17 protein-coding genes and 2 pseudogenes are annotated in these 25,431 nt (G+C 72.2%); 10 read left to right on the top strand and 9 right to left on the bottom strand.

Going from position 1 to position 25,431, the window contains the following annotated elements; genetic code table 11:
- The first annotated feature begins 355 nt into the window (after positions 1-355).
- A complete protein-coding gene (locus AB5J49_RS06800; protein WP_369167532.1) occupies positions 356-1,021 on the top strand; it encodes a PucR family transcriptional regulator in 666 nt (221 codons plus the stop codon).
- Between the two features lie 44 nt (positions 1,022-1,065).
- Here the strand turns inward: AB5J49_RS06800 and AB5J49_RS06795 are convergent, their stop codons facing one another.
- Together AB5J49_RS06795 and AB5J49_RS06790 are read right to left on the bottom strand one after the other, a co-directional pair.
- Entirely contained in the window at positions 1,066-2,118 is a 1,053-nt protein-coding gene (locus AB5J49_RS06795; protein WP_369167531.1) for an alcohol dehydrogenase catalytic domain-containing protein, read from the bottom strand.
- 26 nt (positions 2,119-2,144) lie between these two features.
- A complete protein-coding gene (locus AB5J49_RS06790; protein WP_369167529.1) occupies positions 2,145-3,152 on the bottom strand; it encodes an NADP-dependent oxidoreductase in 1,008 nt (335 codons plus the stop codon).
- 1,106 nt (positions 3,153-4,258) lie between these two features.
- Between AB5J49_RS06790 and AB5J49_RS06785 the strand changes: the two genes are divergently transcribed.
- The gene (locus tag AB5J49_RS06785; protein WP_369167528.1) at positions 4,259-5,875 is read left to right on the top strand and encodes a phospholipase D family protein; all 1,617 of its coding nucleotides are present in this window, start codon (positions 4,259-4,261) and stop codon (positions 5,873-5,875) included.
- A 386-nt stretch (positions 5,876-6,261) separates the two neighbouring features.
- A pseudogene (locus AB5J49_RS06780) lies at positions 6,262-6,853 on the top strand (cytochrome P450); the annotation flags it as partial.
- A 143-nt stretch (positions 6,854-6,996) separates the two neighbouring features.
- Here the strand turns inward: AB5J49_RS06780 and AB5J49_RS06775 are convergent.
- Positions 6,997-8,238: a cytochrome P450 gene (locus tag AB5J49_RS06775; protein WP_369167527.1), complete on the bottom strand. Its 1,242-nt coding sequence runs from the start codon at positions 8,236-8,238 to the stop codon at positions 6,997-6,999.
- A 182-nt stretch (positions 8,239-8,420) separates the two neighbouring features.
- On the opposite strand from AB5J49_RS06775, the gene AB5J49_RS06770 reads away from it, so the two are divergent.
- From AB5J49_RS06770 to AB5J49_RS06760, 3 genes are all read left to right on the top strand, one after another.
- Positions 8,421-8,732: a hypothetical protein gene (locus AB5J49_RS06770; RefSeq protein WP_369167526.1), complete on the top strand. Its 312-nt coding sequence runs from the start codon at positions 8,421-8,423 to the stop codon at positions 8,730-8,732.
- 640 nt (positions 8,733-9,372) lie between these two features.
- On the top strand, positions 9,373-10,536 hold the full coding sequence (locus AB5J49_RS06765; protein ID WP_369167525.1) for an exonuclease SbcCD subunit D: 1,164 nt from the start codon (positions 9,373-9,375) through the stop codon (positions 10,534-10,536).
- Entirely contained in the window at positions 10,533-13,637 is a 3,105-nt protein-coding gene (locus tag AB5J49_RS06760) for an AAA family ATPase (RefSeq protein ID WP_369167524.1), read from the top strand. The genes AB5J49_RS06765 and AB5J49_RS06760 overlap by 4 nt, the downstream gene beginning before the upstream one ends.
- A gap of 20 nt (positions 13,638-13,657) precedes the next feature.
- On the opposite strand, the gene AB5J49_RS06755 is transcribed toward AB5J49_RS06760, so the two are convergent.
- Complete coding sequence (locus AB5J49_RS06755) at positions 13,658-14,104, bottom strand: Lrp/AsnC family transcriptional regulator (RefSeq protein WP_369167523.1); 447 nt, start codon at positions 14,102-14,104, stop codon at positions 13,658-13,660.
- A 148-nt stretch (positions 14,105-14,252) separates the two neighbouring features.
- Here AB5J49_RS06755 and AB5J49_RS06750 point away from each other — a divergent pair, with 148 nt between their 5' ends.
- From AB5J49_RS06750 to AB5J49_RS06740, 3 genes are all read left to right on the top strand, one after another.
- Entirely contained in the window at positions 14,253-14,741 is a 489-nt protein-coding gene (locus tag AB5J49_RS06750; protein ID WP_369167522.1) for a rhodanese-like domain-containing protein, read from the top strand.
- Positions 14,742-14,798: 57 nt separating this feature from the next.
- Entirely contained in the window at positions 14,799-15,314 is a 516-nt protein-coding gene (locus tag AB5J49_RS06745) for an immunity 21 family protein (RefSeq protein WP_369167521.1), read from the top strand.
- 64 nt (positions 15,315-15,378) lie between these two features.
- Positions 15,379-16,101 carry an SDR family oxidoreductase gene (locus AB5J49_RS06740; RefSeq protein WP_369167520.1) on the top strand — a complete coding sequence of 241 codons (723 nt, stop codon included), beginning with the start codon at positions 15,379-15,381 and terminating at the stop codon, positions 16,099-16,101.
- Here AB5J49_RS06740 and AB5J49_RS06735 read toward each other — a convergent pair whose 3' ends face one another.
- Together AB5J49_RS06735 and AB5J49_RS06730 are read right to left on the bottom strand one after the other, a co-directional pair.
- Positions 16,102-17,790 (bottom strand): DUF885 domain-containing protein, encoded by a 1,689-nt coding sequence (locus AB5J49_RS06735; RefSeq protein ID WP_369167519.1) that lies wholly within the window; start codon positions 17,788-17,790, stop codon positions 16,102-16,104.
- Positions 17,791-17,854: 64 nt separating this feature from the next.
- The gene (locus AB5J49_RS06730) at positions 17,855-18,361 is read right to left on the bottom strand and encodes an Lrp/AsnC family transcriptional regulator (protein WP_369167518.1); all 507 of its coding nucleotides are present in this window, start codon (positions 18,359-18,361) and stop codon (positions 17,855-17,857) included.
- A gap of 93 nt (positions 18,362-18,454) precedes the next feature.
- Between AB5J49_RS06730 and AB5J49_RS06725 the strand changes: the two are divergent.
- A pseudogene (locus tag AB5J49_RS06725) lies at positions 18,455-19,686 on the top strand (PLP-dependent aspartate aminotransferase family protein).
- Between the two features lie 11 nt (positions 19,687-19,697).
- On the opposite strand, the gene AB5J49_RS06720 reads toward AB5J49_RS06725, so the two are convergent.
- The 3 genes from AB5J49_RS06720 to AB5J49_RS06710 all read right to left on the bottom strand — a co-directional run bounded on the left by AB5J49_RS06720 (position 19,698) and on the right by AB5J49_RS06710 (position 25,332).
- Complete coding sequence (locus AB5J49_RS06720; RefSeq protein ID WP_369167517.1) at positions 19,698-21,143, bottom strand: GNAT family N-acetyltransferase; 1,446 nt, start codon at positions 21,141-21,143, stop codon at positions 19,698-19,700.
- A gap of 104 nt (positions 21,144-21,247) precedes the next feature.
- Positions 21,248-23,926, bottom strand: coding sequence for a DUF6493 family protein (locus tag AB5J49_RS06715; RefSeq protein WP_369167516.1), 2,679 nt, complete (start codon positions 23,924-23,926; stop codon positions 21,248-21,250).
- Positions 23,923-25,332, bottom strand: coding sequence for an SWIM zinc finger family protein (locus tag AB5J49_RS06710; protein ID WP_369167515.1), 1,410 nt, complete (start codon positions 25,330-25,332; stop codon positions 23,923-23,925). Before AB5J49_RS06710 ends, AB5J49_RS06715 begins: the two co-directional genes overlap by 4 nt.
- Between the last annotated feature and the right edge of the window lie 99 nt (positions 25,333-25,431).

Here is a 25,431-nt window from a genome sequence, read left to right as displayed (position 1 = left end):
TCTCCTACGCCCGCCGGCTCGCCCAACGCGACGTGCCGCTCTCGGCCTTGCTGCGCGCCTACCGCCTGGGCCATGCGCAGAGCCTGGACCTCGTCCTCGGGGAGGCGGTCCGACTCGGGCTGCCGGACCCGGCCGGCACCATCATCGCCCTCGTCCAGGTCACCTCCGCCTACCTGGACCGGGTCTGCGACCAGATCGGCCGCGCCTACGAGGAAGAACGCGAACGGTGGGTGGACACCCGAGGTGTGCTGCGCCAGTACTGGGTGGGCCAGCTCCTCGACAACCCACGGGTCGACCTACGACAGGCCGAGACAGCCCTCGACCACCCGTTGTCCGGCAGCCACCTGGCCATCGAGTGCTGGCGCCACGGCAGCGAGGCGGCACGGCCACCGATACCGTCGCCGTCTTCGACCGGCTGGCCTCCCTGCTGCACACTGTGCTGCGCGCCCAGGGCCGCCCCCTGCTCGTGCACACCGACGAGGCCCACGCCCGGATCTGGCTTGCCGTCAGGCCCGACTGCCACGTGGACCCCGACACGATCGCCGCCGAACTGGCCGAGGCCGCGCTTCCGGTGCGGGCCGCCCTCGGCATCGTCCGCCCGGGACTCGACGGCTTCCGCCGCAGTACGCGCGCCGCCGCCCGCACCAAGGCCCTCGCCCTGTCCGCGGGGCCCGGCGCCCCTCGCGTGGTCGCCTTCGCCCGTGTCGCCCCTGTCGCCCTCCTGGTCGACGAACCCCGCGAACTGGCCGACTTCGTCTCCGACACCCTCGGCGACCTCGCCGTGGACGACCCCCGCTGTGAACTCCTGCGCGAGACGCTCCGCCTCTTCCTCGCCACCAACCGCAGCTACGCCGCCACCGCGGAGGAGCTGATGGTCCACCGCAACACCGTCCACTACCGCGTCCAGCGGGCCGTCGACCACTACCACCTCAACCTGGACGCCGACGCCTTCGACCTCCACTTCGCCCTCACCGTCTGCCACTGGCACGGGGCGAAGGTCCTGCGCCGCCAGCCACGGTGACGAGGCGCGGTTGCCGGAGGCGACGTCGGACAGACGAGGGCGGGTCAGCCGGTGGGATCGAGAAGGATCTTGCGGACACCGTCGGAGCGGCCGGCGAACAGCTCGTACGCCGCCGGGCCCTGGGAGAGCGGGAAGCGGTGGGACACCACGACCTCCGGCTTGATCCGGCCTGCCTGGGCGAGGGCGATCAGGGGAGGGAGTTCGTAGTGGATCGAGCAGAGCCCGATGGCGAACTCGAGTTCCTTGATCTGCGCCAGCCCCATATGGAAGGGGAACGCCTTGCTCTGACTCACTCCGATGACGCTGACCCGGCCGGCCGGCCGGACCGCCTTGACGGCCAGCTCGATGGTGGCGTCCGAGCCCACGGCCTCCACCACCGCGTCCGGCCCGCGACCGCCGGTCATCTCCCGTACGGCGGCCTTGGCGTCCTCGCCCTCGACCGGCTCGACCCCCAGGGTGGCGGCGAAGGCACGGCGCTCCGCGACCAGGTCCGCGCCGAGCACCCGCGCGGCGCCCATCGCGAAGGCGGACTGGGCGGCCATCAGGCCGACGGGGCCGAGGCCGATGACCAGGACGGTCTCGCCTGGCTGGATGCGGGCGCGGCGGCAGCCGTACCAGGCCGTGGGGGCGTTGTCCGTCAGGACGACAGCGGCCTCGTCGGAGATGCCCTCGGGCAGACGCACCAGATTGACGTCGGCACAAGGCACCGCGAGGGCCTGCGCCTGGCTGCCGGGGACCTGTGGGCTCACGCCGTAGCACAGCTCGGTGCTGGACTTGGCGTTCTCGCACCGGGCGGTGAACCCGGCCGCGCACGACCGGCACCGGTTGCAGCCGACCGAGGCGGGCACCAGGACCCGGTCGCCGGGCTTGAAGCGGGTGACCTGGTCGCCGGTTTCGACGACCACGCCGACGCACTCGTGTCCCGGGGTGTAGCCCAGTTCCGGGCTGAACGGGTTGCCGCCGTAGATGTGCAGGTCGCTGCCGCAGATGCCGGCCGTGGTCACCTGGACGACCGCGTCGGTGGGGCTGGTGACGGCCGGGTCGGGGACATCGCCGTAGCGGATGTCGTGACGGCCGTGATAGGTCAGTGCTTTCATCGGATTTCTCCCTCCCCTCTACCCGCTCAGTCCGCGATCTTCAGCACGAGCTTGCCGTGGTTCTCACCGCGGAACAGTCGCAGGAGGGTGTCGGGGAACGCCGCGACGTCGCCGGACACGACATCCTCGAGGGACGTCAGCCGGCCCTCCGCCCGCCACGCGGCCAGCTGAGCGATGCCCTCGGCGTACCGGTCGGCGTAGTCGAAGACCACCATGCCCGTCATGGTGGCCCGGTTGACCAGCAGCGACAGGTAGTTGGCGGGGCCCTGCGGCTTGGTGCTGTTGTACTGGGAGATCGCGCCGCAGACGACGATGCGGGCACCGCGCGCCAGCCGCAGCAGCACTGCGTCCAGGACATCGCCGCCGACGTTGTCGAAGTACACGTCCACGCCGTCGGGCGCGTGCTCGCGCAGCGCCTTGCGAATGTCCTCGCTCTGGTAGTCGATCGCGGCGTCGAACCCGAACTCGTCGACCACCAGCCGGCACTTGGCCTCACCGCCGGCGATCCCGATGACCCGGCAGCCCAGGATCTTGGCGATCTGACCGACGACGCTGCCGACCGCCCCCGCCGCACCGGAGACCACGACCGTCTGGCCCGGCTCGGGACGCCCGATGTCGATCAGACCGAAGTAGGCCGTCAGGCCTGACATGCCGAGCGTGCCGAGATACGTCGGCAGGGGGGCCGCCGCCGGGTCGACCTTGGTCACCTCGCGCCCGTCCGACAGGCAGTACTCCTGCACGCCGAAGGACCCCGACACATGGTCGCCGACCGCGAAACCGGAGTGCCGTGAGGCGACCACCCGTCCCACCGCCCCGGCGCGCATGACCTCACCGATCTCCACCGGGCGGATGTAGGACCGGCCCGCGTTCATCCAGCCGCGCATCGCCGGGTCGATCGACAGGCAGAGCACCTGCACCAGGAACTCCCCGTCTCCCGGCTCCCCGACCGGTTCCTGAACGTGCTCCCAGTCGGTGGGCCGAGGCTCTCCCACGGGGCGGGCGGCCAGGCGCACCTGGTGGTTGATTCTGCTCATCTCCGGCGGCTCCTCAGACGGTCGCGTTGGATCGGCGGCGGGCACGGTCGGCAGGCGTCCCGTCGGCGGGTACCGGCTCACCTGCGGGACGTACCGTCCGGTCGGTACGGACCGTGAGAGTACGGCGCCGACGCGACGGAGGCAAGGGATGCCTGTCCTGCATGTCGGAGATGTTCGATCAGTGCGCTGGTCGGCGCCCCTGTCCCGCTGCCGCTGACGCCGACGGTGACGGAGCGCAGACGTTTGCGTCAGGCGTACGGGCTGACGCTGGATGAGGGCTGCAGGGCTGCAGGGCTGCAGGGCTGCAGGGCTGCCGGGCTGGAGGTGCGGCGGACAGTCGACGGTCAGTGGCTGCGAGGCCGGCAAGACCGAGCCGCGGCTGGCGCCGGGGGAGTTCCGCGCGGCCAGGCGCTGAATGCCGGACAGCCTGTTATCGCCCAGGCGGGGGAGGAGGGGTATACGGCGGATGGGGAGCTGACCGATTGCCGAAGGTGGTGGGGTCGCGGTGCCGGCAGCCCCGTTTCGTCGTGGTCCGAACAGGATCCGGGCATGTCGGCTCCCTCGAGGCGTGCGGAGCACTGTGAACAGGGCTGCGTACACGTGCGGGACCTGGCCCTGTCCCTGTTGGTCCAGGACCTGGCGTACGACCTCGACACCGACTGGGAGACCCTGAGCCACATGGCGACCGGAGCATCCCCTACGGCTGGCAGATCCGCCAGTGGCCGCGGGCACCTCGGGGGTGGATCGCGCAGCCTGGGCGCGCGAGGTGGCTACCGGTCGCATGGGGGGCGGGCGTGCGGCGGGCCGGGGGACCCGGCGGTCGTCAGGGTCCTCGGAGAACGCCTGGGTGTGCGGGCCTCGCCACCCTCGTGTGGAGCGTTGACCGGGTCGGGGTCGGGGTCGGGGTCGGGTGACGGGTCGGTTCAAGGAGGCCGAGGGGGCAGCGGTGCTGCGCCTCATACCAGGGCAGAGCCGATCCGGTGGAGTTGTGCGAGGCCACATTGCCCTTCGTGCTGTGCTACGCCCCGCGCCAACGACAAGGTTCGGCTTGCGATGAGGGTGCAGGAAACTGGGTACACGTGGGTGTTGTCTAAAGGAACTGGGCTGTGGAACTCACCGACTGGCTGCTGACCTCGGACGAACGCGGCAACAGCGCCACACGGCTGGACAGCCGTCGATCGGACGGGGCGGCTTGGTCGCGCGGAAACCTGGTGCGGCCCCTCATCCACGGTGCGACGTACTTTCCAGAACTCCTGAGCGCGATCCGAGCGCAGCGCGCCGCAGACCTGCTCTTGTTCACCGACTGGCGAGGCGATCCCGACGAGCGTCTCGATGGCCCCGGTAGCCACATCGGCACCGTCCTTGCCGAGGCGGCCGAGTGCGGAGTGATCGTCAAAGGGCTGCTCTGGCGCTCCCACCTGGACCGCTTGCAGTTCAGTGAGGCCGAAAACCGCCACCTGGGCGAGGAGGTCGAAGCGGCGGGCGGCGAATGCCTGCTCGACATGCGGGTACGCCCCGGCGGCTCGCACCACCAAAAGCTCGTCGTGCTCCGCCACCCTGGCCGACCAGAGCGTGACATCGCCTTCGTGGGCGGTATCGATCTGTGCCACAACCGCCACGACGACGCGACGCACCGCGGGGATCCGCAGTCACTGCCCCTCGCCGCCGCGTACGGACCTCACCCCCCATGGCACGACGTCCAGCTCGCGATACGCGGACCGGCTGTCGGCGACATAGAGGCCGGCTTCCGCGAACGCTGGGACGACCCCGGGCCGCTCACCCGCAGCCCACTCGTCCGCCTTCGGGAACTCGCTCATCACGAGGACACGCGCGCCGACCCGCTGCCGCCCCAGGCACCCGACCCGTTGCCCTGCGGCACACACACCATCCAAACTCTGCGCACCTACCCCAACCGGCTGCTGCGCGGCTACGACTTCGCCCCCGACGGCGAGCGCAGTATCGCGCGGGGCTACCACAAGGCGCTGCGGCGGGCCCGAACCTTGATCTACCTGGAGGACCAGTACCTGTGGTCTCCGCGCGTGGTGGATTGCTTCGCCGAGGCACTGACCGCCAACCCCGGCCTGCGCCTGATCGCGGTCATCCCCTCCGTCCCCGAACAGGACGGTAGGCTCACGCGGCCGATGAACCTGATCGGCCGGATCACGGCCCTGGACAGGCTGCGCCGAGCCGGTGGTGGGCGGGTCTCGGTGTACGGGCTGGAGAACCACGCCGGGACACCGGTGTACGTACACGCCAAGGTCTGCGTCATTGACGACGTGTGGGCCTCGGTCGGATCAGACAACATCAACCTCCGCTCCTGGACCCACGACTCCGAACTCACCTGTGCCGTCCTGGACGAGACCACGGACCCACGCGAGCCGCGCGACCCCGGTGGCCTCGGGGACGGCGCACGCAGTTTCGCCAGGAATCTGCGCCTGGAACTCGCGCGCGAGCACCTGGACCTGGAAGCACCCGCTACCCCGCACACGCCCGACACCCTGTGCGACCCCCGGAACGCCTTCGATGCCTTCGCGGCGAGCGCCGCCGCACTGGACGCCTGGCACGCCCATGGCCGCCGCGGCCCCAGACCACCAGGGCGCTTGCGCACCTATCACCCGCCCAGCCTCTCGCGTACGGCCACAACCCTCTGCACGCCTCTGCATCGCCTTCTCGTAGACCCTGACGGCCGGCCCTTCATGCTGCGGCGTCGCAACGACTACTGATGACCGAACGGAGCGAACCGGTCGCTGACCGGCCCCAGCCTTCGGGGCGGGCGGTGCCGGTTGCCGGAGGTGAGCGTGTCGCCGTCGTTCCCCGGTGAGAGACCGGTGACTCAGCCGATGGTCCACCGCTGGGTGCGCGCATTGCGGTCGCACTCCGTCGTCCGGTAGAGGCCGCCAGTGTCTGGTAGAGGCAGAGGCGGCTCTCCGTGTTCCGGAGCATGACTGCGCTTCTCGGCGCGGGTTGGATGACCTGCCACAGCGGGTTGTTGCCACCGTTGCAGCTGTTGGCGTAGACGTCCCTGGCCGAGTTGCTGTCCAGGCAGTGGCCCCATGTGTAGTTCTGGAGCGTCGAGGACGTGTTGGTGGTGCCGGTCCACCGCGAGTACGTCACGCTGAAGCGCCGACGGCCGCGGCCGGATGTGACGTCCTGGCTCATGGACCATCCCGCCGGTCTCACCGACGAGGAGATGGTGCACACCCTCGTCCTGCTCATGGGCGCGGGCACCGAGCCCCAGCAGAACCTGATCGCCAACAGCCTGCGGCTGCTGCTGTCCGACGACCGGTTCACGGGCAGCCTCTCCGGCGGCAGCCTGCCGGTGGAGGGAGGCCCTCGACGAGGTGCTGTGGACCGACCCGCCCATGGCCAACTACGCCGTGCATCATCCGGTCCACGACGTGGTGTACGACGGGGTGGCGCTGCGGGCAGGGCACCCGCTCGTGGTCAGTCTCGCCGCAGCCGACACCGACCCGCGCCTGACGGTAAATCAGCGCGCGGGCAACCGCGCCCACTTGGCGTGGAGCGCGGGCACGCACAACTGCCCGGCGCAGGGTCCTGCCCGGCTGATCGCGGCGGTGGCCGTGGAGAAGCTGTTCGACCGGCTCCCTGACGTCGAACTCGTCGTAGCCGTCGAGGACCTGGGCTGGCGGCCCGGCCCTTTCCACCGTGCGCCGGCCGCGCTGCCGGTGACCTTTCCGCCGGCCTCCGTCTCCCCGCCCACCGGCGGCGGCGCGATGCCGGTGGAGCGCACCGCGCCGGCGCCCCGGCCCTCCCCGGTGCCCGACGCCGGCGTCGGGCGGCGCGGTTGGCCGCCCGACGCCTGGCGTGGTGGCGTGGCGAGTGATCAGGACAGGCGTACCGGAAGGGAGCGGTGGCCGTTGGAGATGAAGGAGTCGACCGGCTCCAGTTCCTCCTGAGACATGGCGAGGCGGAGGCCGGGAAAGCGATCGAAGAGCGAGCGGAGGGCGATGCGGGCCTCCAGCCGGCCCAGCGGGGCGCCCAGGCAGAAGTGCACGCCGTGGCCGAAGGCCAGGTGCTCGTTGTCGGGGCGGGTGACGTCGAAGCGGTCGGCGTCCTCGCCGTACCTGCCGGGGTCACGCCCGGCGGCCGCGTACGCGGCGAGGATGGCCTCGCCCTTGCCGATCACCACTCCGTCCTGGCAGCCGAACTCGCTCATCTTGAGGTCCTCGACGGCGTACCGCAGCGGCAGGCTGGCGACGGGTGCCTCCACGCGCAGCGCCTCCTCGACCACGTCCTCCCAGGGGACGCGGCCGGCCCGGACGTGGGCGAGCTGGTCCGGATGGGTCAGCAGAAGGTGGATGGCGTTGTCGATCAGGTTGACCGTGGTCTCGTGGCCGGCACTGACCATGAGTACCAGGGTGTCGAGCAGCTCCTGCTCGCTCAGCGGGGTGTCGCCGTCGTCACGGGCCGAGATGAGCGCCGAGGTCAGGTCGTCGCCCGGCGACCGTCGCTTGAGGGCGACGAGTTCGCCCAGCGCCGCGTACAGCCGTGCGTAGTTGGCGGTGACTTCCTCCGGGGTGGCGGAGGTGTGGAAGACGCCGTCCACGACGGCCCGTAGCTCCGCACCCTGTTCCTCGGGCAGGCCGAAGAGGTCGCTGATCACCCGGATCGGCAGCGGATAGCAGAACTCCTCGCGCAGGTCGACGACTTGGCCGTGCCGTCCGGCCTCCTCCATTCGGTCAAGCAGGGCCGCGGCGATCTCCTCGACACGAGGCCGCAGCGCCTCGGTGCGCCGTGCGGTGAAAGCCTTGGAGACCAGGGCGCGCAGCCGCCGGTGCTCGCCTCCGTAGGCGGTGAACATGTTCTGCACCGCGACCCAGGTGAACAGCGGCCATTCCGGGGCGATCTCGCCGTTGATCCACCTGGGCCAGTGCCGGCGCGGGTCCTTGGAGACCCGTGGGTCGGTGAGCAGGCGTTTGAGGAGGTCGGGACTGCTGACGGCCCAGGCCTGGACACCGTCGGGCAGCTCGACGAGGGTCACCGGTCCGCGCTCGCGGATCCGGGAGGCCTCGCCGTGGATGTCGCGGCCGGTCGGGTCGATCACTAAGGGGCGGGGGTGTCCCACGGAAGCCTCCCTGGCGCTCGCACATCAATACGAACGGTAAAGCTACTCGAACGTAGCGTGTACGGGCGAGAGCCCCCGGCACATGGTGCGCACGGGGACGACTTCTTTGCGCCCGGCCGCAAGCCGGCGCTTCGCTTCCGTCCTAAGGTCGGGATGTCGGATGGGGGAGGCCGGTGATTGTGATGGCAGTCGGCAGGACCACCTGGTGGATGCAGCCGGGCAGTGCCGAGGTGCGGACCGTGGCCGCGGATGTCTGGCGGGATGCCGTACGCGTACCGCTCGGCCTCGGTGCCGACGTACTCCGGCACCTCGACGACGAGACGGGAGCCGTCGCCCAGGGGGAGGAGCTCGCCCTTCTGCTCCGAGGCAACCTGGCCGTAGCAGCGGAAGACGTCGATGGCGGAGGCGGCCTCGCCGCGAGCCTGAGTGGGTCTGCACGCAGGAGGACTACTCCCAACTCCCTGAATTCCACCTCGCCGCGGACCAACGTGTAATTGTGGCCGACGGTGTCACGCCCAATGAGCGGATACGCGCTTTTGCCGAGTACCTCGGTCTCGGCCCGGATTGGGGTCAACCCGTCGAACGCTGCCATGAGCTCGGCTCATACGGCACTCCTGGCCTTCTGCGGACACGGAGTCGATTGATCCACACAAAGGAGATCGATCGTGTCCTACAGGTCCTCGGCGGATTCAGCCGCACATGCTGAAGGGCCATGGGGTCACCAGCACACACGGAATCCGGTTCGACCATGAGGGCTGTGGGCTGCCACCAGTCAGGCGCTTCGTGGTCTTCGCAACGGGTCTACAGCGGGCCGGGCACAGTCCGGGGCGCGTCGCTCAACGGTGTCACGGCGAGTCCTGAGGGCTCCTTGCATCGGTGCCATCAGGTCGCCCACCATCGCACATCACAAAGGGGCTCTTCGAAGTTGCGCGGTGCGCTGGTCCCAAGCGAGGAGCCGGAGCAACTACCTGAAGGTCCATTCCTGCTACATCTACCTCCCACGGCCCGGCTCGCGAGAGCCGGATCAGGGGACGACATGCATTAGCGTGGCGGGTGTTGACGGCGAGCCCCGTGCTGGTTCGTGCTGGTTATTTGAGCGTAGTGGGGGCAAAACGTGCAGGTCAGGGCAATTTCATGAAATTGCTGCACACTTCCGACTGGCATCTCGGCCGGGCGTTCCACCGCGTGAACATGCTCGGGGCCCAGGCCGAGTTCATCGGTCACCTCGTCACGACCGTGCGTGAGCGCGGCGTGGACGCGGTGCTCGTTTCGGGAGACGTGTACGACCGGGCGGTGCCGCCGCTCGCCGCGGTCGAGCTGTTCGACGACGCCCTGCACCGGCTCGCCGACCTCGGTGTGCCGACGGTGATGATCTCCGGGAACCACGACTCGGCGCGTCGGCTCGGTGTGGGCGCGGGGCTGATCGGGCGGGCCGGCATCCATCTGCGGACCGAGCCCGCGGCGTGCGGCACACCGGTCGTGCTTCGGGACGACTTCGGCGACGTGGCCTTCTACGGCCTGCCCTATCTCGAACCCGCTCTGGTGAAGGACGAGTTCGGCGTCGACAAGACCGGGCACGAGGCCGTGCTCGCCGCCGCCATGGACCGGGTACGGGCCGACCTCGCCGCACGCGCGCGTGGCACGCGGTCGGTCGTCCTCGCGCACGCCTTCGTCACCGGGGGCGAGGCCAGCGACAGCGAGCGGGACATCACCGTCGGCGGGGTGGCCGCGGTACCTGCCGGGGTCTTCGACGGCGTGGACTACGCGGCGCTGGGGCATCTGCACGGCAGCCAGACCATCACCGAGCGGGTCCGTTACTCGGGCTCGCCGCTGCCGTACTCGTTCTCGGAGGCCGGCCACCGCAAGAGCATGTGGCTCGTCGACCTGGACGCCGATGGCGCGGTCACCGCTGAGCGCGTCGAGTGCCCGGTGCCGCGTGCGCTGGCCCGGATCCGGGGGACGCTGGAGGAACTGCTCGCCGATCCAGGGCTCGCGCGGCACGAGGAGGCGTGGGTCGAGGCGACGCTCACGGACGCCGTACGCCCGGCGGACCCCATGGCCCGTCTCGCCGAGCGCTTCCCGCACACGCTCAGTCTGGTCTTCGCCCCCGAGCGGGCGCCGGACGACCCCGACGTGTCCTATGCGAAGCGGCTCGCGGACCGGAGCGACCAGGAGATCGCGGAGGACTTCGTGGCGCATGTGCGGGGCGCCGGGCCCGACGAGCACGAACAGGGTGTGCTGCGGGACGCCTTCGACGCGGTACGGGCCGACGAGGCCGTGCGGGAGGTGGCGCGATGAGGCTCCATCGCCTCGATGTGACGGCGTTCGGGCCCTTCGGCGGCTCCCAGACCGTCGACTTCGACGCGCTGTCGACGGCCGGGCTCTTCCTGCTGCACGGACCGACCGGCGCCGGGAAGACCTCCGTCCTGGACGCCGTCTGCTACGCGCTCTACGGCTCCGTCCCGGGCGCCCGGCAGAGCGGCCAGGGCGGCATGAACCTGCGCAGCGACCACGCAGCGGTCGGCACCCGCACGGAGGTCTGCCTCGAACTCACCGTCGCCGGACGTCGGTTGGAGGTCACCCGGCAACCGCCCTGGGAGCGTCCCAAGAAGCGCGGCGCCGGCACGACGCTCGACAAGGCACAGAGCTGGCTGCGCGAGTACGACACGCAGGCCGGGACCTGGAAGGACCTCAGCCGCTCGCACCAGGAGATCGGCGAGGAGGTCACCCAGCTGCTCGGCATGAGCCGCGAGCAGTTCTGCCAGGTCGTGCTGCTGCCCCAGGGCGACTTCGCCCGCTTCCTGCGCGCCGACGCCGAGGCCCGCGGCAAGCTGCTGGGCCGCCTCTTCGACACCCACCGCTTCGCCGAGGTCGAGAAGCGCCTCGCCGAGCGCCGACGCGCGGCCGAGACCCAGGTACGGGACGGCGACGCCGCGCTGCTGGCCGACGCCCACCGCATGCAGCAGGCGGCGGGCGACGCCATGCGGTTGCCCGACCTCGCACCGGGCGAGCCGGGCCTGGCCGACGCCATCCTCGGTGCCGCCGCCGTCGCCCGCAGCACCGTCCGTGAGCAGCTGACCGTCGCCCACTGCCGCCTCCTGGCCGCCGAGTCCGCCCAGGCCGCCGCCGACCACGCCCTGGCCGACGTACGCGAAGTGGCCCGGCTGCAGCGGCGGTTCGCCGAGGCGCGGGAGCGGGCCCGGCTGCTGGAGGAGCGGGCCGACGCGCACCGGGAGGCGCGGACACGCATGGAGCGGGCCCGCAAGGCCGAGGCCGTGGCACCGGCGCTGGAACTGCGGGAGGCCACCGAGGCCGAACACCGGCGGGCGGCCGTGGCGGAGGCACGCGCGCGTGCGCTGCTTGGAGGTGCCTTCGGTGAGGGAGGCGCGGGTGCCGGGGCAGCTCGTGGCACGGAGGACGTCTCTGCCGGCGGGCGCGGCGGGGCCCTTGAGGCGTACGCGTCTGCCCGGACGCCGGACGACTTCGCCGACGCCGGTGCCGCAGGGCTCGCCGCCGCAGCGCGTCGGATCGCCGAGGAGCTGGGCGGGCTGGAGGCGGCCCGTCGCGGCGAGCAGCGGTTGGCCGAACTCGTCGCGGAGCGCGCGGATCTGGATCGCCAGGAGCGTGCGGACGACGACGTCCGGCTGGAGGCGGAGGCCTGGCTCGCCGGGTGGGAGGAGACCCGGGCCGGACTGCAGGCCCGTATCGAGTCCGCGCAGGAGGCCGCGAGCCGCGCCGACCAGCTGGCCGTGCAGCGCGAGCCCGCGCGGCAGCGGCTCGCCGCCGCGCGGATGCGTGACCAGCTGGCCGGCGACACGGAAACGGCCGCCCGGCAGGCTTCCGACGCCCAGGAGTCGGCGCTGAAGGCCAAGGCGCACTGGCTGGACGTCAAGGAACAGCGCCTGAACGGCATCGCCGCCGAACTCGCCGCACAGCTCCAGGACGGCGCGCCCTGTGCCGTCTGCGGCGCCACCGACCACCCCGCACCCGCCCGCAAGGACGTCGGACACGTCGACCGGGAAGCCGAGGAGCGGGCGCTGGCCGCATACCAGCAGGCAGAGGAACGGCACGCCGAGAACGAACGGCGCCTGGGCGTCGTACGGGAAGCCCTGGCCGCGGCGAGCGCCGAGGCCGGCGACCTGCCCACAAGCCAACTCGCGGAAGCCGCCGACAAGTTGGAGCGGCTGTTCTCGCAGACCCGCAGGGACGCCTCGGTGCTGCACTCCGTCCACGAGGAGCTGCGACGGGCCGAGGCGGAGCACGAGCAGCGCACCGCCGCTCAGCAGCAGGCTGCCGTCCGGGCCGCCGCCCGGGTCGGCCGGCGCGAGCGGCTCGACCGCGAGAAGGGCGCCCTGGAAGCGGAGTTGGCGCAGGCCCGTGGCGCCGCCGACAGCGTGGCCGCGCGGGCCGCGCAGCTGGAGCGGCAGGTCGCGCTGCTCACCGACGCCGCCGACACCGCGCGCGCCGCCGAGGACACCGCCCAGCGGCTCAAGGACGCCGACGCCCGCCTGGCCGACGCCGCCTTCCGCGCGGGCTTCGACACCCCGCAGGCCGCGGCCGCCGCGCTCCTGGACGACGCCGCCCACCGCGAGCTCCAACGACGGCTGGACGCCTGGCAGTCGGAGGAGGCCGCCGTACGCGCCGTCCTCTCCGAGACCGACACCGCGGCCGCCGCCGAGCAGCCGCCCGCCGACCTCGATTCCACCGAGCGCGCCGCTGCCGCCGCGGCACAGCGCGTCCGAGACGCCGCCTCCGCGCGCGACGCGGCTGCCCGGCGCTGCACCGAGCTGGACCGGCTGTCCGCCCGCGCGGCCACCGCCGTACGCCAACTCGCCCCGCTGCGCGAGGAGTACGACCGGGTGGCCCGCCTCGCCGCTCTCACGGCCGGCACCTCGGCGGACAACGAACGCAAGATGCGCCTGGAGTCGTACGTGCTGGCGGCCCGCCTCGAACAGGTCGCCGCCGCCGCGACCGCACGGCTGCAGCGCATGTCGTCCGGCCGCTACACCCTCGTCCACTCCGACGACCGGGCCGGCCGCGGCCGCAGTGGGCTCGGGCTGCATGTCGTCGACGCCTGGACCGGGCGTGAGCGGGATACGGCGACGCTGTCGGGCGGCGAGACGTTCTTCGCCTCCCTCGCCCTCGCCCTCGGCCTCGCGGACGTCGTCACCGACGAGGCCGGCGGGGTCCGCCTCGACACGCTCTTCATCGACGAGGGCTTCGGCAGCCTCGACGACCAGACCCTCGACGAGGTGCTCGACGTCCTCGACTCACTGCGCGAACGCGACCGCAGCGTCGGGATCGTCAGCCATGTCGCCGACCTGCGGCGGCGGATCCACGCGCAGCTGGAGGTCGTGAAGGGAAGGTCCGGGTCGGAGCTGCGGCAGCGGGGCCACTGACCGAGGGGTGTCGGGCGACGTCAGTGGCCCAGCGGGCGGCGGGGCAGCGGGGATGAGTAGACGACGCTCGTCGTCACCGAGCCCAGCGTGCCGATCTTGCCGGACACCTCCTCCAGGTGGCGCATCGACCGCGCGGCGACCTTGATGACGAAGCAGTCGTCGCCCGTCACGTGGTGCGCCTCCAGGATCTCCGGGGTCGCGGCGACCAGGTCGTGGAACGGCTTGTAGTGGCCGTTCGGATAGCGAAGGCGCACGAAGGCCAGGATCGGCATGCCCAGCGCCTCGGGGTCGACGACCGCCGCGTACCCCTGGATGACGCCGGCTTCCTCCAGCCGCCGCACCCGTTCCGTGACCGCGCTCGCGGACATGGAGACGGCGCGGGCCAGCTCGGCGAAGCTGGCACGGCCTTCGCGCTGGAGGACGTCGAGAATGCGCCAGTCCGTGGCGTCCGGGGAATAAGCGGTCATGTCCGAGGAATAGCAGGGGAATCCCCGGCAGATCAAGGTGCACACCGTGGAACGGCCCTTCAGGAAGTGGATCACCGGCCGTAGATTTCTGATCATCGAGATCAGCAAGATTTCTGATCATGGAGATCCGCCAGGGAGGGACCAGATCATGACCGCCACCATGACCACCACCACCGTGAACCCTGTGCTGCGCGTCGCGCCCGCCGCACCGGCCGAGGCCGCCGCATACTTCCGCGCGAGCCTCGTCTTCCACGCCGACGCCTCCGACGTCGCCGCCGCGCTCGCGGCCGACGGCGACCCCGGATTCGTGGTCCTGGACTCCCGTTCCACCGAGTCCTGGGACCAGGGCCACATTCCCGGCGCGATCCACCTCCCGCACGCCCTCATCCCTGAGCAGGCCGCGCAGCTCCTCGACAAGTCGGTGCCCGTCGTGACGTACTGCTGGGGCCCCGGCTGCAACGGTGCGGCCCGCGCCGCCCTCGCCCTCGCCGAGCTCGGCTACCAGGTCAAGGAGATGCTCGGCGGCTTCGAGTACTGGGCACGCGAGGGCTTCGAGTTCGAGACCTGGCAGGGGCGCGAGCGTGGTGCGGCCGACCCGCTGACGGCTCCCGTGGATGCGGAGAACTGCGGCTGCTGAGGGGCGAGTTGGACGCGGCGAACGTGTGAGGCCGCAGTGCGTGTAGGTTCTGCTGCCATGGTGCGATACGCGGAACCGGGCGCGGTGGAGTGGGTGGAGTCGGGCGGCGGCCCCCTGATAGCCGTACCTGAGACGGTGCTGCCGTTCTGGGCGGGCGCCGACGGCGACGAGACGGCCTCGGACTACGACCGGGCCTGCGAGGTCGACGGCTCCGTCGGACTCCTGCCCGTGGGCGACAGCGCGGCGCTGGTGTTCGGTGACGAGCCCGCCTCGACCTCCTATCTGCCCGACCACGGCATCTTCGTACGCTGGTGCGCGGGCGACTCCGAGGAGGAACTCCTGGCCCGGGTCCCGGCCGCCCTCGCCACGGCGGTCTGGGAACACGAGGTGCGCTGGACCGTGCCGGGAACGGTGGTCCTGTTCGACTCGGCCTGGCCGGGACCGGAGACGGAACGGACCGAGCACCTGCGGGTGGCCCTGGAGCCGGGGGCGTACGCGGTCCGAGCCGCCCAGGTGCAGCCCGGCCCGGAAACCTGGCTGGGGCTCGTCCAGCTCCGACGGCTGCCGAACTGACCCGGCGGGCCCGGCGCGAATAACCAGGTGTGTCGCACCCGGCCGTTCCCCATCACGAACTGCCGTGCCCCGGCTCCCGCACCCCGCCCTCGAGGCCCTGCGCCGCGACCCCCTGCCCCTGCGCGGCCGGACCGCCCTGGTCACCGGGGCCGGCAGACGCGTCGGCATCGGTCATGCCGTGGCCCGGCGGCTCGCCGCGTACGGGGCGAGCGTCCATCTGCACCACCATGTGCCGCACGACGCCGCCATGCCGTGGGGAGCCGACCGGCCCGAGGACGTCGTCGCCCCCGTGCGCCAGGCGCTCGGCGACCCGGATGCCCAGATCCTCCAAGGGCCCGGCGACCTCTCCGCACCGGCCGTGCCCGCCGAACTGGTCGCGGTCGACACCCGCTCGGTGCTGCTCCTCGCCCAGGCCCATGCCCGGCTGAGGCCGGCCGGCCCCGGCGGGGGCGTCGTGATGATGACCTCCGGCCAGGACATCGCGGGCGGCATGCCCGGTGAGATCGCCTACGCCCTCCAGAAGGGCGCCCTCGCCTCGAGCACCCGCTCCCGCTCCCTGTCCACCACGCTCGCCGAGCGGGGGATCACGGTGAACACCGTCAACCCCGGCCCCGTGGACACGGACTACCTGACCGGCGAGGCGTACGAGGGCGTGGCGGCCGCCTTCCCCGCCGGCCTGCGGGGGATGCCCGACGACCCGGCCCGCCTCGTCGCCTGGCCGGCGACGGACGAGGCGGGCTGGATCACCGGTGAGGTCATCAACTCCGAGGGTGGCTTCCGGCGTTGATCACAGGGCGGCCAGTTCGTCCACCAGGTCGTCCAGGCCGAGCGACCCCTGGGACAGGGCCGCCATGTGCCACGCCTTGAGGTCGAAGGCGTCGCCGTGCCGCTCGCGCGCCTTGTCGCGGCCGAGCAGCCAGGCCCGCTCGCCGAGCTTGTAGCCGATGGCCTGGCCCGGGATCGTCAGATACCGGGCCAGCTCGCTCTCCACGAAGTCCGCGGGACGGCTGCTGTGCGAGCCGAAGAACTCCTGGGCCAGCTCCGGAGTCCAGCGCTCGCCCGGGTGGAACGGGGAGTCGGCCGGGATCTGAAGGTCCAGGTGCATGCCGATGTCGATGATGACACGGGCGGCCCGCATCATCTGCGCGTCGAGGTATCCGAGCCGGTGCTCCGGGTCCGTGAGGAAGCCGAGCTCGTCCATGAGCCGCTCCGCGTACAGCGCCCAGCCCTCGGCGTTGGCGCTGACCATGCCGATCGTGGCCTGGTAGCGGGAGAGGTTCCCGGCGACGTACGTCCACTGTGCGAGCTGGAGGTGATGGCCGGGGACACCCTCGTGGTACCAGGTCGAGACCAGGTCGTAGACCGGGAAGCGGGTCTGGCCCATCGTCGGCAGCCAGGTGCGGCCCGGACGTGAGAAGTCCTCCGACGGGGACGTGTAGTACGGTGCCGCCGCACCGCCGGGCGGGGCGATGCGCGACTCCACCTTGCGTACCGGCTCGGCGAGTTCGAAGTGCGTGCCGTCGAGCTTCTCGATCGCCTCGTCCATCAGGCCCTGGAGCCACTCGCGGACCTCGTCGACGCCCTCGATGTGCTTGCCGTGCTCGTCGAGGTGGGCCAGCGCCACCCACGGCGTCGCGGCGCCCGGAAGGATCTTCTCGGCCTCCTTCTTCATCTCGCCGAGCAGCCGGTGGAACTCGGACCAGCCGTACGCGTACGCCTCGTCGAGGTCGAGGTCGATGCCGTTGAAGTAGCGGGCCCAGCGGGCGTAGCGCTCGCGGCCCGCCGTGTTCGGCGCGCCCTCGATCGCCGGCACGTACACCTCGCGCATCCAGTCCCGCAGCTCCACCACGGCGGCCGTCGCCCCGCGGGCGGCCTCGTCCAGCTCCGCGCGCAGCGACTCGGGACCGGCCGAGGCGAAGTCCTCGAACCAGCCGCGGCCCTCGCCCGAGCCGGACCACTCGGTGAGCTGCTCGACGAAGGTGGCGGTCGGGCGCGGAGCGGCGTACAGCTTGCGCTCCAGACCCAGCGCGAGGGACTCGCGGTAGCCCGCGTACGCGGCCGGCACCGCGCGCAGCCGCTCGGCGATCGCCGCCCAGTCCTCGTCGGACTGGTTCGGCGTGACGGTGAAGACCTCGCGCACCGAGTGGGCGGGGGTGGCCATGTTGCCGACCGAGCGCAGGCCCTCGTCGGCCTCGTGCACGGCGAGTTCCGCGGTCAGCCGCTCGCGGAGCAGGCGCGCACACCGGCGCTCGATGTCACTGTCCGCGCCGGGCCGGCGCTCGGCCTCGTCGAGCCGCGCGAGCGTGGCCCGCGCGAGGTCCGCGAGCGCCTGCTGGCCCGCGGGCGAGAGGTCGGGGAGCTTGCTCGAACTCTCCTTCACGCCGAGATACGTACCGGTGACCGGGTCGAGGGCGATGAACTCGTCGACGTAGGCGTCGGCGACCTCACGGGGCAGCGGGCTGTTGGTCTCTGACATGCGGTCCATCCTCATACGGCGACCGCTGCCGCGTCAGCCCCGTTTCACCGGCCCTTGCCCTGAGTCAGCCCGATTTCGCTGAGGGCGTGTTTCCCGGCGGGTCGGGTGGCAGCAGCGGCCCGCAGTCCCACTGCTGGAAGATCAACCGCGTCTCCACACGCGCCACTTCACGCCGGGACGTGAACCCGTCCAGCACCAGCCGCTGGAGATCGGCCATGTCCGCGACCGCGACATGGACGAGATAGTCGTCCGGCCCGGTGAGATGGAAGACGGTCCGCGACTCGGGCAGCGCCCGGATCCGCTCCACGAACGGCCCCACCAGCTCCCGCCGATGCGGCCTGACCTGCACCGACAGCAGCGCCTCAAGCCCTCGGCCGAGCTTGCCCGGGTCCAGCCGGAGCTGATGGCCGAGGATCACGCCCGCGCGGCGCAGCCGCGTCACCCGGTCCAGGCAGGTCGACGGCGCGACCCCGACCTGCGCGGCGAGATCGCGGTAGGTGGTCCGGGCGTCGTTCTGCAGAAGCCGCAGCAGATGCAGGTCGACCGGATCCAGTGCGACGGATTCAGCCATTGGCCGAACGTAACACGGGGTTTCGCCGCCGCGACCCGGCCGGTGTTCAGTCTTCCGCCCATGGACTCAGCGAGCAGAGAGGCATACGACGGTATGCACGGGTACGACGACGTACGCACCGCACCGAGAGCCCTTGCCACCGAGGCCGTGCACGCGGGCCGCGACGACCTCGCGCGGCAGGGACTGCACGCCCCGCCGATCGACCTGTCGACCACCTACCCCTCCTACGACAGCCGTGGCGAGGCCGCCCGCATCGACGCCTTCGCCACGACCGGCGCGGAGCCGGACGGCCCGCCCGTCTACGCCGCCTCGGCAATCCGACCGTCGCCCGCTTCGAGACCGCCCTGGCCCGCCTCGAGGGCACCGAGGCGGCGGTCGCCTTCGCCAGCGGGATGGCGGCGCTGAGCGCGGTTCTTCTCGTACGGGCGTCGATGGGCCTGCGCCACGTCGTCGCCGTACGTCCGCTGTACGGCTGCAGCGACCACCTGCTGACCGCCGGGCTGCTGGGCTCGGAGGTGACCTGGACCGACCCCGCCGGGATCGCGGAGGCGCTGCGTCCGGACACCGGCCTGGTGATGGTCGAGTCCCCGGCGAACCCCACGCTCGCCGAGGTGGACCTGCGGGCGGTGGCCCATGCCTGCGGCTCGGTCCCGCTGCTCGCGGACAACACCTTCGCCACGCCCGTGCTCCAGCGCCCCGCCGAACAGGGCGCCCGGCTGGTGCTGCACAGCGCCACCAAGTACCTCGGCGGACACGGGGACGTGATGGCGGGCGTGGTGGCCTGCGACGAGGAGTTCGCCGGACGACTGCGCCAGATACGGTTCGCCACGGGCGGCGTCCTGCATCCGCTGGCCGGCTATTTGCTGCTGCGCGGCCTGGCCACCCTCCCCGTCCGGGTACGGGCCGCCTCCGCGACCGCCGCCGAACTCGCCCGCCGCCTCGCCGCCGACCCGCGCGTCGCCCGCGTCCACTACCCGCGCATCGGCGGCGCCATGATCGCCTTCGAGGTCCATGACGACCCGCACGACGTCATCGCCGGCGTCCGCCTGATCACCCCCGCCGTCAGCCTCGGCAGCGTCGACACCCTGATCCAGCACCCGGCGTCCATCAGCCACCGCATCGTGGACGAGGGCGAGCGCCGGGGTGCCGGTGTGAGCGACCGGTTGCTGCGGATGTCGGTGGGCCTGGAGGACGTCGACGACCTGTGGGCGGATCTGGATCGCGCACTGGGGCGCCCCGACAGGGGCGCGGAGCCGCATCGAGATGCGGCTCCGCCGCGGGGCGCGACCAGCCACAACACACCCGCGGTCGCCGGTCGGCCATAGCCCCTACGCGCTCAGGCCTTCCCCAGCTCGCCCGCACTCGACAGCCGGCCGATGACCGCCTCGTCCAGCGGAGCGTCCAGCCGGGCCGTGATGACCAGGGTCCCCTCCTCGATCTGATAGTCGAGGGGGAGCCCCAGGCCGCGCATCGCGGCGACCATCCCGGTGTTGGACGATTGCGTCACGGCGTACACACTCTCGCAGCGCGCCTCGACCGCCATTGCCACCAACCTGCCGAGCAACTCACTGCCGATGCCGCGCTGCTGCCACTCGTCCTCGACGAGCAGCGCGACCTCCGTCTCGTCACCGTCCCACAGCAGATGACCGAGCCCGACGATGCGCCCCGACGCGGTCTGCACGGCGAGCGTCCGCCCGAACCGCGGACTGAGCAGATGGTTGAGATAGCGGTCGGCATCGCCGACCGGCCCGTGGTACCGCATCCCGAGCGTCCGTGCCGAGCACCGCTCGTGCATCTCCCTGGCGGCCCGAAGGTCGCCGATGTCCGCCCGCCGCACGGTGATGTCGTTGCCCTCCGGCAGCGTCAGCACGTCCTGGCTGCCCGGCACGCGCGGGCCGAGCCGCGCGTCCAGTTCCACCAGCGCCCGCGCCCGCGCGAACTCGGTCGGCGTGAACGGCAGATACGGCCGCTCCACAGTGATCACTCCACCTTCCGGCGCCCGCAGCCGCATCACGGTGTCCTCCAGAACTCCTTCCATCGGTACCGGCTCCGGTCCCCGGCCGCCGCCGGCCGGCACGGCGGGCAGCGACCGGATGGTGCAGCGGCCCAGCAACTGCCGCAGCGCCAGCGGGAGTTCCGCCGCGTCCAGGGCGGTACGGGTGGCGAGGCCGAGCACCCGGGTCGGCGCGTCCACCAGGTCGTGGGCGTCGGCCCGCTCGATCCAGGTGCCGGCACCGCCGGCCACCGAGACCGCCCGGGTGATCTCCGCCGCCGCGAGCCCGCCGGGCGCACGCAGCAGGAACTCGTCCACCGTGCCCTCGGCCAGCGGATGCGTCTGCAGGCTCAGGATGTCCACCCGCAGCTCGGCGAGCGTCGTGCACAGTGCGGCCAGCGATCCCGGTTCGTCCTTCACCGTCGTCCGCATCCGCCACAGCGCGCTCTCCCCGGGCACCGTCGCGGCCGCGTCCTGCGACTGGTCCGACTGGTCCGGCCGTCCGGCGTCCGACTGCCCGGCCCGCTCCTCGGAGCGCGGCCGGGCACCGGTATCGCCTGTCGGCGGTGCGTGACCGTGGCGGCGTGCCCACCATGTGTGGAACCCCACCGTGGCGGCCAGCACGGCCGCCGAGACCAGCAGCACCGCCGGCCCGTCGGGGCCGTGCCCGATCAGGTTCGCCACCGCGTCGGCCACCGCCACCGCCGTGAAGAGCGCGGCGAGTTCGATGACGTCACGCCGCCAGTGGTGTACAGGACGTCCGTGCTTCGCACGCTTCACATCAGACATGTCTCGACTCATGCACCCACTGTGAAGGAACGGTGTTGCGTGATCACGAACGCTTTGTGACCGGGCGGTAAAGAACCCTTATGCCTGGTTTGTGAATCTTTCAATCAGGTTGCGGTACCGACCGGGGCGGCGCCATGCCCCGTCAGGCGGCCCACCGGCTCCGCCAGCGCGCTGCGCAGCCGCCGGGCCTGGGCCGCGAGCCGGGACGAGCCGCGGCGGTCCGCCGTCCGCGCCAGGTGCGGCAGTTCCTCGCGTGCCCCCGTTCGCTCGGCGCACTCCGCGGCCACGGCCAGAAGGTCCGCGAGTCCCCGGGCCGGCGCGGCCGTCCCCGCGGTCGCGAGATCGGCGAGCAGGACGGGCAGGGTGTGCCGGAGCATCCCCCATATGGTGGCATTGGCCCCCGTGGCCGCTGCCGTCCGCGCCGACTCCACGAGCCGCGACGTCTTCACGGCCCCGCGCCGCACCAACTTCCCGAGATCCGCGCCCAGCCGGTCCGCGTCGAGTTGCCCGCGCGCAGCCAGCACCAGCAGGGCGTCCACGGCGGCGAGCCGGTCCTCCGGATGCCGCGCACCGAGCCCGTACGCCACGGCCAGGTGTACGGCCTCACCCGCCTCGCCGCCGGACTCGGCGAGCAGCGGGAGGATCGCGGCGGCACCCCTGGTGTCGTCCACGGCGACCGTGGACAGGTCGCGCAGCAGCCTGGCCGCGACGAGTTCACGCCGCTCGGGCAGGAGGGCGAGCCAGTGCTGATGTATGGAGTCCTCCCAGTGGTAGCAGTGCCGGCGCTCCGGGTGGACGCTCATCGGACGGCCGAGCGGCCGGAACTCCGCCGGGAAGTCCTCCTGCACCTCCGGGATCTCACCGAACTCCAGCAGGATGCGCGGACCGGCCGCCCGCCGTCTCGCGGCGGGCAGGGCCGGGGCCCGGGCGGTGAGCCACCTCGCGAGCCGTGTCCCTTCGACGGTGCCGAGCGCTGCCGCACGGGACGCTGCCGCTGCGGCCGCAGTACGGTCCTCGCGCCGCACCCGCAGCAGTGCCTGCGCGAAGTCGGCCGCCGAGACCCGCGCGCCACGGCGCCGGTACTCGGCGAGGCGACTCACGAGCTCGTCCGGTTCCAGCAGGCCCGTGCCCCAGGTGGGAGTGGAGAGCAGGAACGGCAGCGGTTCCGTACGGATCCGGTACGCCACCTCCCAGATACGGGCGTTGAAGGCACGAGCGAGGGCGCCGTGGACGCACTCGAACCCCGACGTCCCGTGCTGGACCGCGGCGTGGAGAGCGGCGGTGGGAACCTTGTCGAGCAACGTCGCGAGCAGGAGCTCCAGGCTGTGCGGCCGGTTGCCGAAGTAGTCGCTCGGCCGGATCTGCGGGGACTCCGCGGTGACCCACCACAGGCGCGCCGCGACGGGGCCGAGCGCCTCCACCAGAGCGTCCCTGTCCTGGTGCGCATGGCGCACCAAACCGTCCAGCGTGCGCTCGAACGTCGCCACGTCCGCGCCCGACGCCAGCAGTGCACCGACCTCTTCGGCGAGTTCGGCCACCGACTCCGGCGCCGGCGCGATCCGCACCGGCTCGGGTGCGGGCGGCAGCACCTCCTCGTACGGCACCGGCTCCAGGGACGCCGGCGCCACCCCCAGGCTCCGGGCCGCCCGCGCTCGCAGCACCGGAATCAACTGCTCGGCGGCCGACGCGAGTTCGTTGTGCGCGTCCGCGCCCTGCACCTTGCCGACATGCCGCTCCACCAACTTGAGCGCTCGCTCCTGCACGTCCGAGTCCTCGTGCCCGAAGGCCTGAGCGGCGGCGGGCAGCAGTTCCTCGGCGGCGAACGGATCGCGGGCGATCACCTTGCCCAACAGCACGAGCTGGGCGCGCACGAGCTTCTTCTCGGCGCGGAAGAGGACGGCGCCCGACATCTCGACCACCTGGTGCGTGGTCAGTTCACCGTCCAGGGCCAGTGACGCGAGCACCGACTGGGCGTGCGCGGCCACGACGGATGCGGCGTCGCAGGCCAGTGCCAGCCAGTCTGCCGTGTGCTCCCGCTCCTCGTCCCGGGTGAGCGCGAATGCCTGGAGCATGCGCAGGAACACCCGGTGGTCGGCCGCCGGACCGCCCCGCAGCAGCCGGGCCAGGCATGCGTCGACCGTCGCCTTCCGGTCCAGGGCTCCCTCGGCGGTGAGCCGCGCGAGCGCCTCGGTCCAGCTGTCCGGACCCTCGGTCGGGGCCCATGCCAGACGGCTGCCGATGTCGTTCGTCTCGAAGAGCGCGGCCGCGAGCTGCCCGAGGTGCGGGTCCTTGCGCAGCCGGTCCAGGACCGTGTCGCCGCGCTGCCAGACATGGCCGATGTGCTCCACCCACCCCTGGACGTAGGCCTCGGTCGTCGGCACCGGGCAGCCGGAAAGCCGCACCAGGCCCGCCATCAGCTCATACGGCACCCGCGCACCGACCGGCCGCTCGGCGATCCGGTGCGCCACGTCGGCGAGCCAGCCGGGTGCCCGGTCCCCCAGGACGTCGATCAGCACTCCCGGTGACGCGGGCCACCAGCGCATGTCGGAGGCCGCCAGCCAACTCGCCACGCCGGCCGCACCGGTCTGGCACGCCGCCCCCGCCGCATGCAGGGTCGGATAGGCGCGGCGGGACTGCGCCGTCCACTGATCCGCCCGCAGCTCCTTGCGCAGTGCCCTCAACTCGGGGAAGACCCCCCGCCGTTCAGCGTCCGTCATCCCGTCCAGCAGACTCACCGCGTCGGCCGTCCGCCCGGCCCGTACCGCGTCCATCAGTGAACTCATCGCGCACCCCCGCCGACCCGTGCCATGTCCGCCTGCGCCGAAGCGATGCCTCGCCGCACCATCCGCACCGCCAGCGCGTGCTTGCACGGCCCGCGCCCGCCCCGGTACTTCGCCCACCACAGACAGCTGCAGCTGAGCACGCCCGCCTCGTCGCGCACCCGGTGCACATGGCCGTCCTCGGCCGTCACCGTCCCCATGGCGCCGTCCAGCGCGACCGCGTCCGCCGACACCAGCGCGCGGGCCGAGCGCAACCGTGGATTGTGGCGCTCCACGCGCTCGGCGTCGTAGGGCAGCTCCCGGTGGAAGTAGGCCGCCTCCGCCGTGTCGTACCCGACCCGCCCCGACGTACCCAGGCGGATCAGCGCCGCCCGCACCCGCTCGGGCGTGAGGCCCGAGGCGGCGGACAGGTCGGCGACGTCGATGCGGGGCTCCCAGGCCAGCAGCACCGCGACCAGCTCCGCGTCCTCGGCGGCTTCGTCGGTGGCGAGCGCGTCGAGGACGCCGCCCTCACCGGAGAAGCCGCGCGAGGCGTCCGGCGACAGCGTCAGGGTCAGCCGCATACCGGGCAGGACCGCCTCCCAGGCACTGGCCGTCGCGGCGCCCCCGCCGGTCACCGCGGGGCCGTACACCCGCAGGGCCGTGGCATGGCGCAGCACCCGCTGGAGCACGATCAGTCGCTCCGGGCCGGGCAGGCACACCGCACCGGGCACCGCGCGCGTGGTCGGCCGCAGCCCGCTCCCCGAGGGCACCACCCACCGCGCGCCCACCGAAGCGCCGCGCGCCCCACCGCGCGGCAGCGCACGCAGGAACCGAACGGCCTCGGCGGCCGGCAGCTCGGCCCGCAGATCGAACCGGGCCGCTGTCACCTGGGCCTCCGCGAAGCCCCGCAGCCAGCGGTCCGGGAGCGGCACCTTCTTCTCCACGACCGGACCGTCCAGCGTGGTCACGGCCAACTCCTCCGGCCCCACCCGCAGATGCAGCGGATCGTCCGCGCCGATCCTGGACAGGGCCTCGCGCAGGGGGTTGTTGACGTCGACGTTCGTCGTGCCGTGCCCCACCTCGCCGCCGTCGAGGCCCGCCTCCAGCACGTCCAGGCGGGCGTACACCCCGCAGCAGCCCGAGAAGGACTCGAAGCGCAGCCGGTCGCCGTTTCCCGTCACCACCGGGTCGAGGGAGGCGCGCAGCTGCCGCTGGTAGTAGCGCGCGGCCGCCACGTCGGCCACCGCGAGCAAGCCGGCCGAGGCCACCTGAGGAGACGTCAGGAAGCCTGCGAAGAACCTCGGATGGTCCTCGACGCCCGAGGGCGTCGCACCGCGTGAGGTCTCGAGCCCCAAGCGCTGTCCGTCCACCGCGGACTCCAGCACGGAGGGTCGGCAATAGGCCACGGCCTGTAGAGATCGCGTCATGGAAAAACCGTAGAGGCGACCACTGACAATCGGTCCTGACCTGCGAAAACCCGGTGCGGGAGCGAGAGTTCGCCGACGTCACCCAACGGCCGGTACGAC

Origin of the sequence: Streptomyces sp. R28 (genome assembly GCF_041052385.1) — a bacterium.
In the GTDB taxonomy this organism is placed as follows: Bacteria; Actinomycetota; Actinomycetes; order Streptomycetales; family Streptomycetaceae; genus Streptomyces.
The sequence above is the reverse complement of the archived record's forward strand: the minus strand, read 5'-3'. Positions and strand labels throughout refer to the sequence as shown.

What these genes read in the sequence shown, in the direction of transcription:
- AB5J49_RS06710 (WP_369167515.1), bottom strand. Translation starts at nt 25,332, where the DNA reads ATGACGCGATCTCTACAGGCCGTGGCCTATTGCCGACCCTCCGTGCTG.
- AB5J49_RS06755 (WP_369167523.1), bottom strand. Translation starts at nt 14,104, where the DNA reads ATGACCGCTTATTCCCCGGACGCCACGGACTGGCGCATTCTCGACGTC.
- AB5J49_RS06765 (WP_369167525.1), top strand. Translation starts at nt 9,373, where the DNA reads ATGAAATTGCTGCACACTTCCGACTGGCATCTCGGCCGGGCGTTCCAC.
- AB5J49_RS06720 (WP_369167517.1), bottom strand. Translation starts at nt 21,143, where the DNA reads ATGTCTGATGTGAAGCGTGCGAAGCACGGACGTCCTGTACACCACTGG.
- AB5J49_RS06715 (WP_369167516.1), bottom strand. Translation starts at nt 23,926, where the DNA reads ATGAGTTCACTGATGGACGCGGTACGGGCCGGGCGGACGGCCGACGCG.
- AB5J49_RS06735 (WP_369167519.1), bottom strand. Translation starts at nt 17,790, where the DNA reads ATGTCAGAGACCAACAGCCCGCTGCCCCGTGAGGTCGCCGACGCCTAC.
- AB5J49_RS06760 (WP_369167524.1), top strand. Translation starts at nt 10,533, where the DNA reads ATGAGGCTCCATCGCCTCGATGTGACGGCGTTCGGGCCCTTCGGCGGC.
- AB5J49_RS06745 (WP_369167521.1), top strand. Translation starts at nt 14,799, where the DNA reads ATGGTGCGATACGCGGAACCGGGCGCGGTGGAGTGGGTGGAGTCGGGC.
- AB5J49_RS06770 (WP_369167526.1), top strand. Translation starts at nt 8,421, where the DNA reads ATGGCAGTCGGCAGGACCACCTGGTGGATGCAGCCGGGCAGTGCCGAG.
- AB5J49_RS06790 (WP_369167529.1), bottom strand. Translation starts at nt 3,152, where the DNA reads ATGAGCAGAATCAACCACCAGGTGCGCCTGGCCGCCCGCCCCGTGGGA.
- AB5J49_RS06750 (WP_369167522.1), top strand. Translation starts at nt 14,253, where the DNA reads ATGACCGCCACCATGACCACCACCACCGTGAACCCTGTGCTGCGCGTC.
- AB5J49_RS06795 (WP_369167531.1), bottom strand. Translation starts at nt 2,118, where the DNA reads ATGAAAGCACTGACCTATCACGGCCGTCACGACATCCGCTACGGCGAT.
- AB5J49_RS06730 (WP_369167518.1), bottom strand. Translation starts at nt 18,361, where the DNA reads ATGGCTGAATCCGTCGCACTGGATCCGGTCGACCTGCATCTGCTGCGG.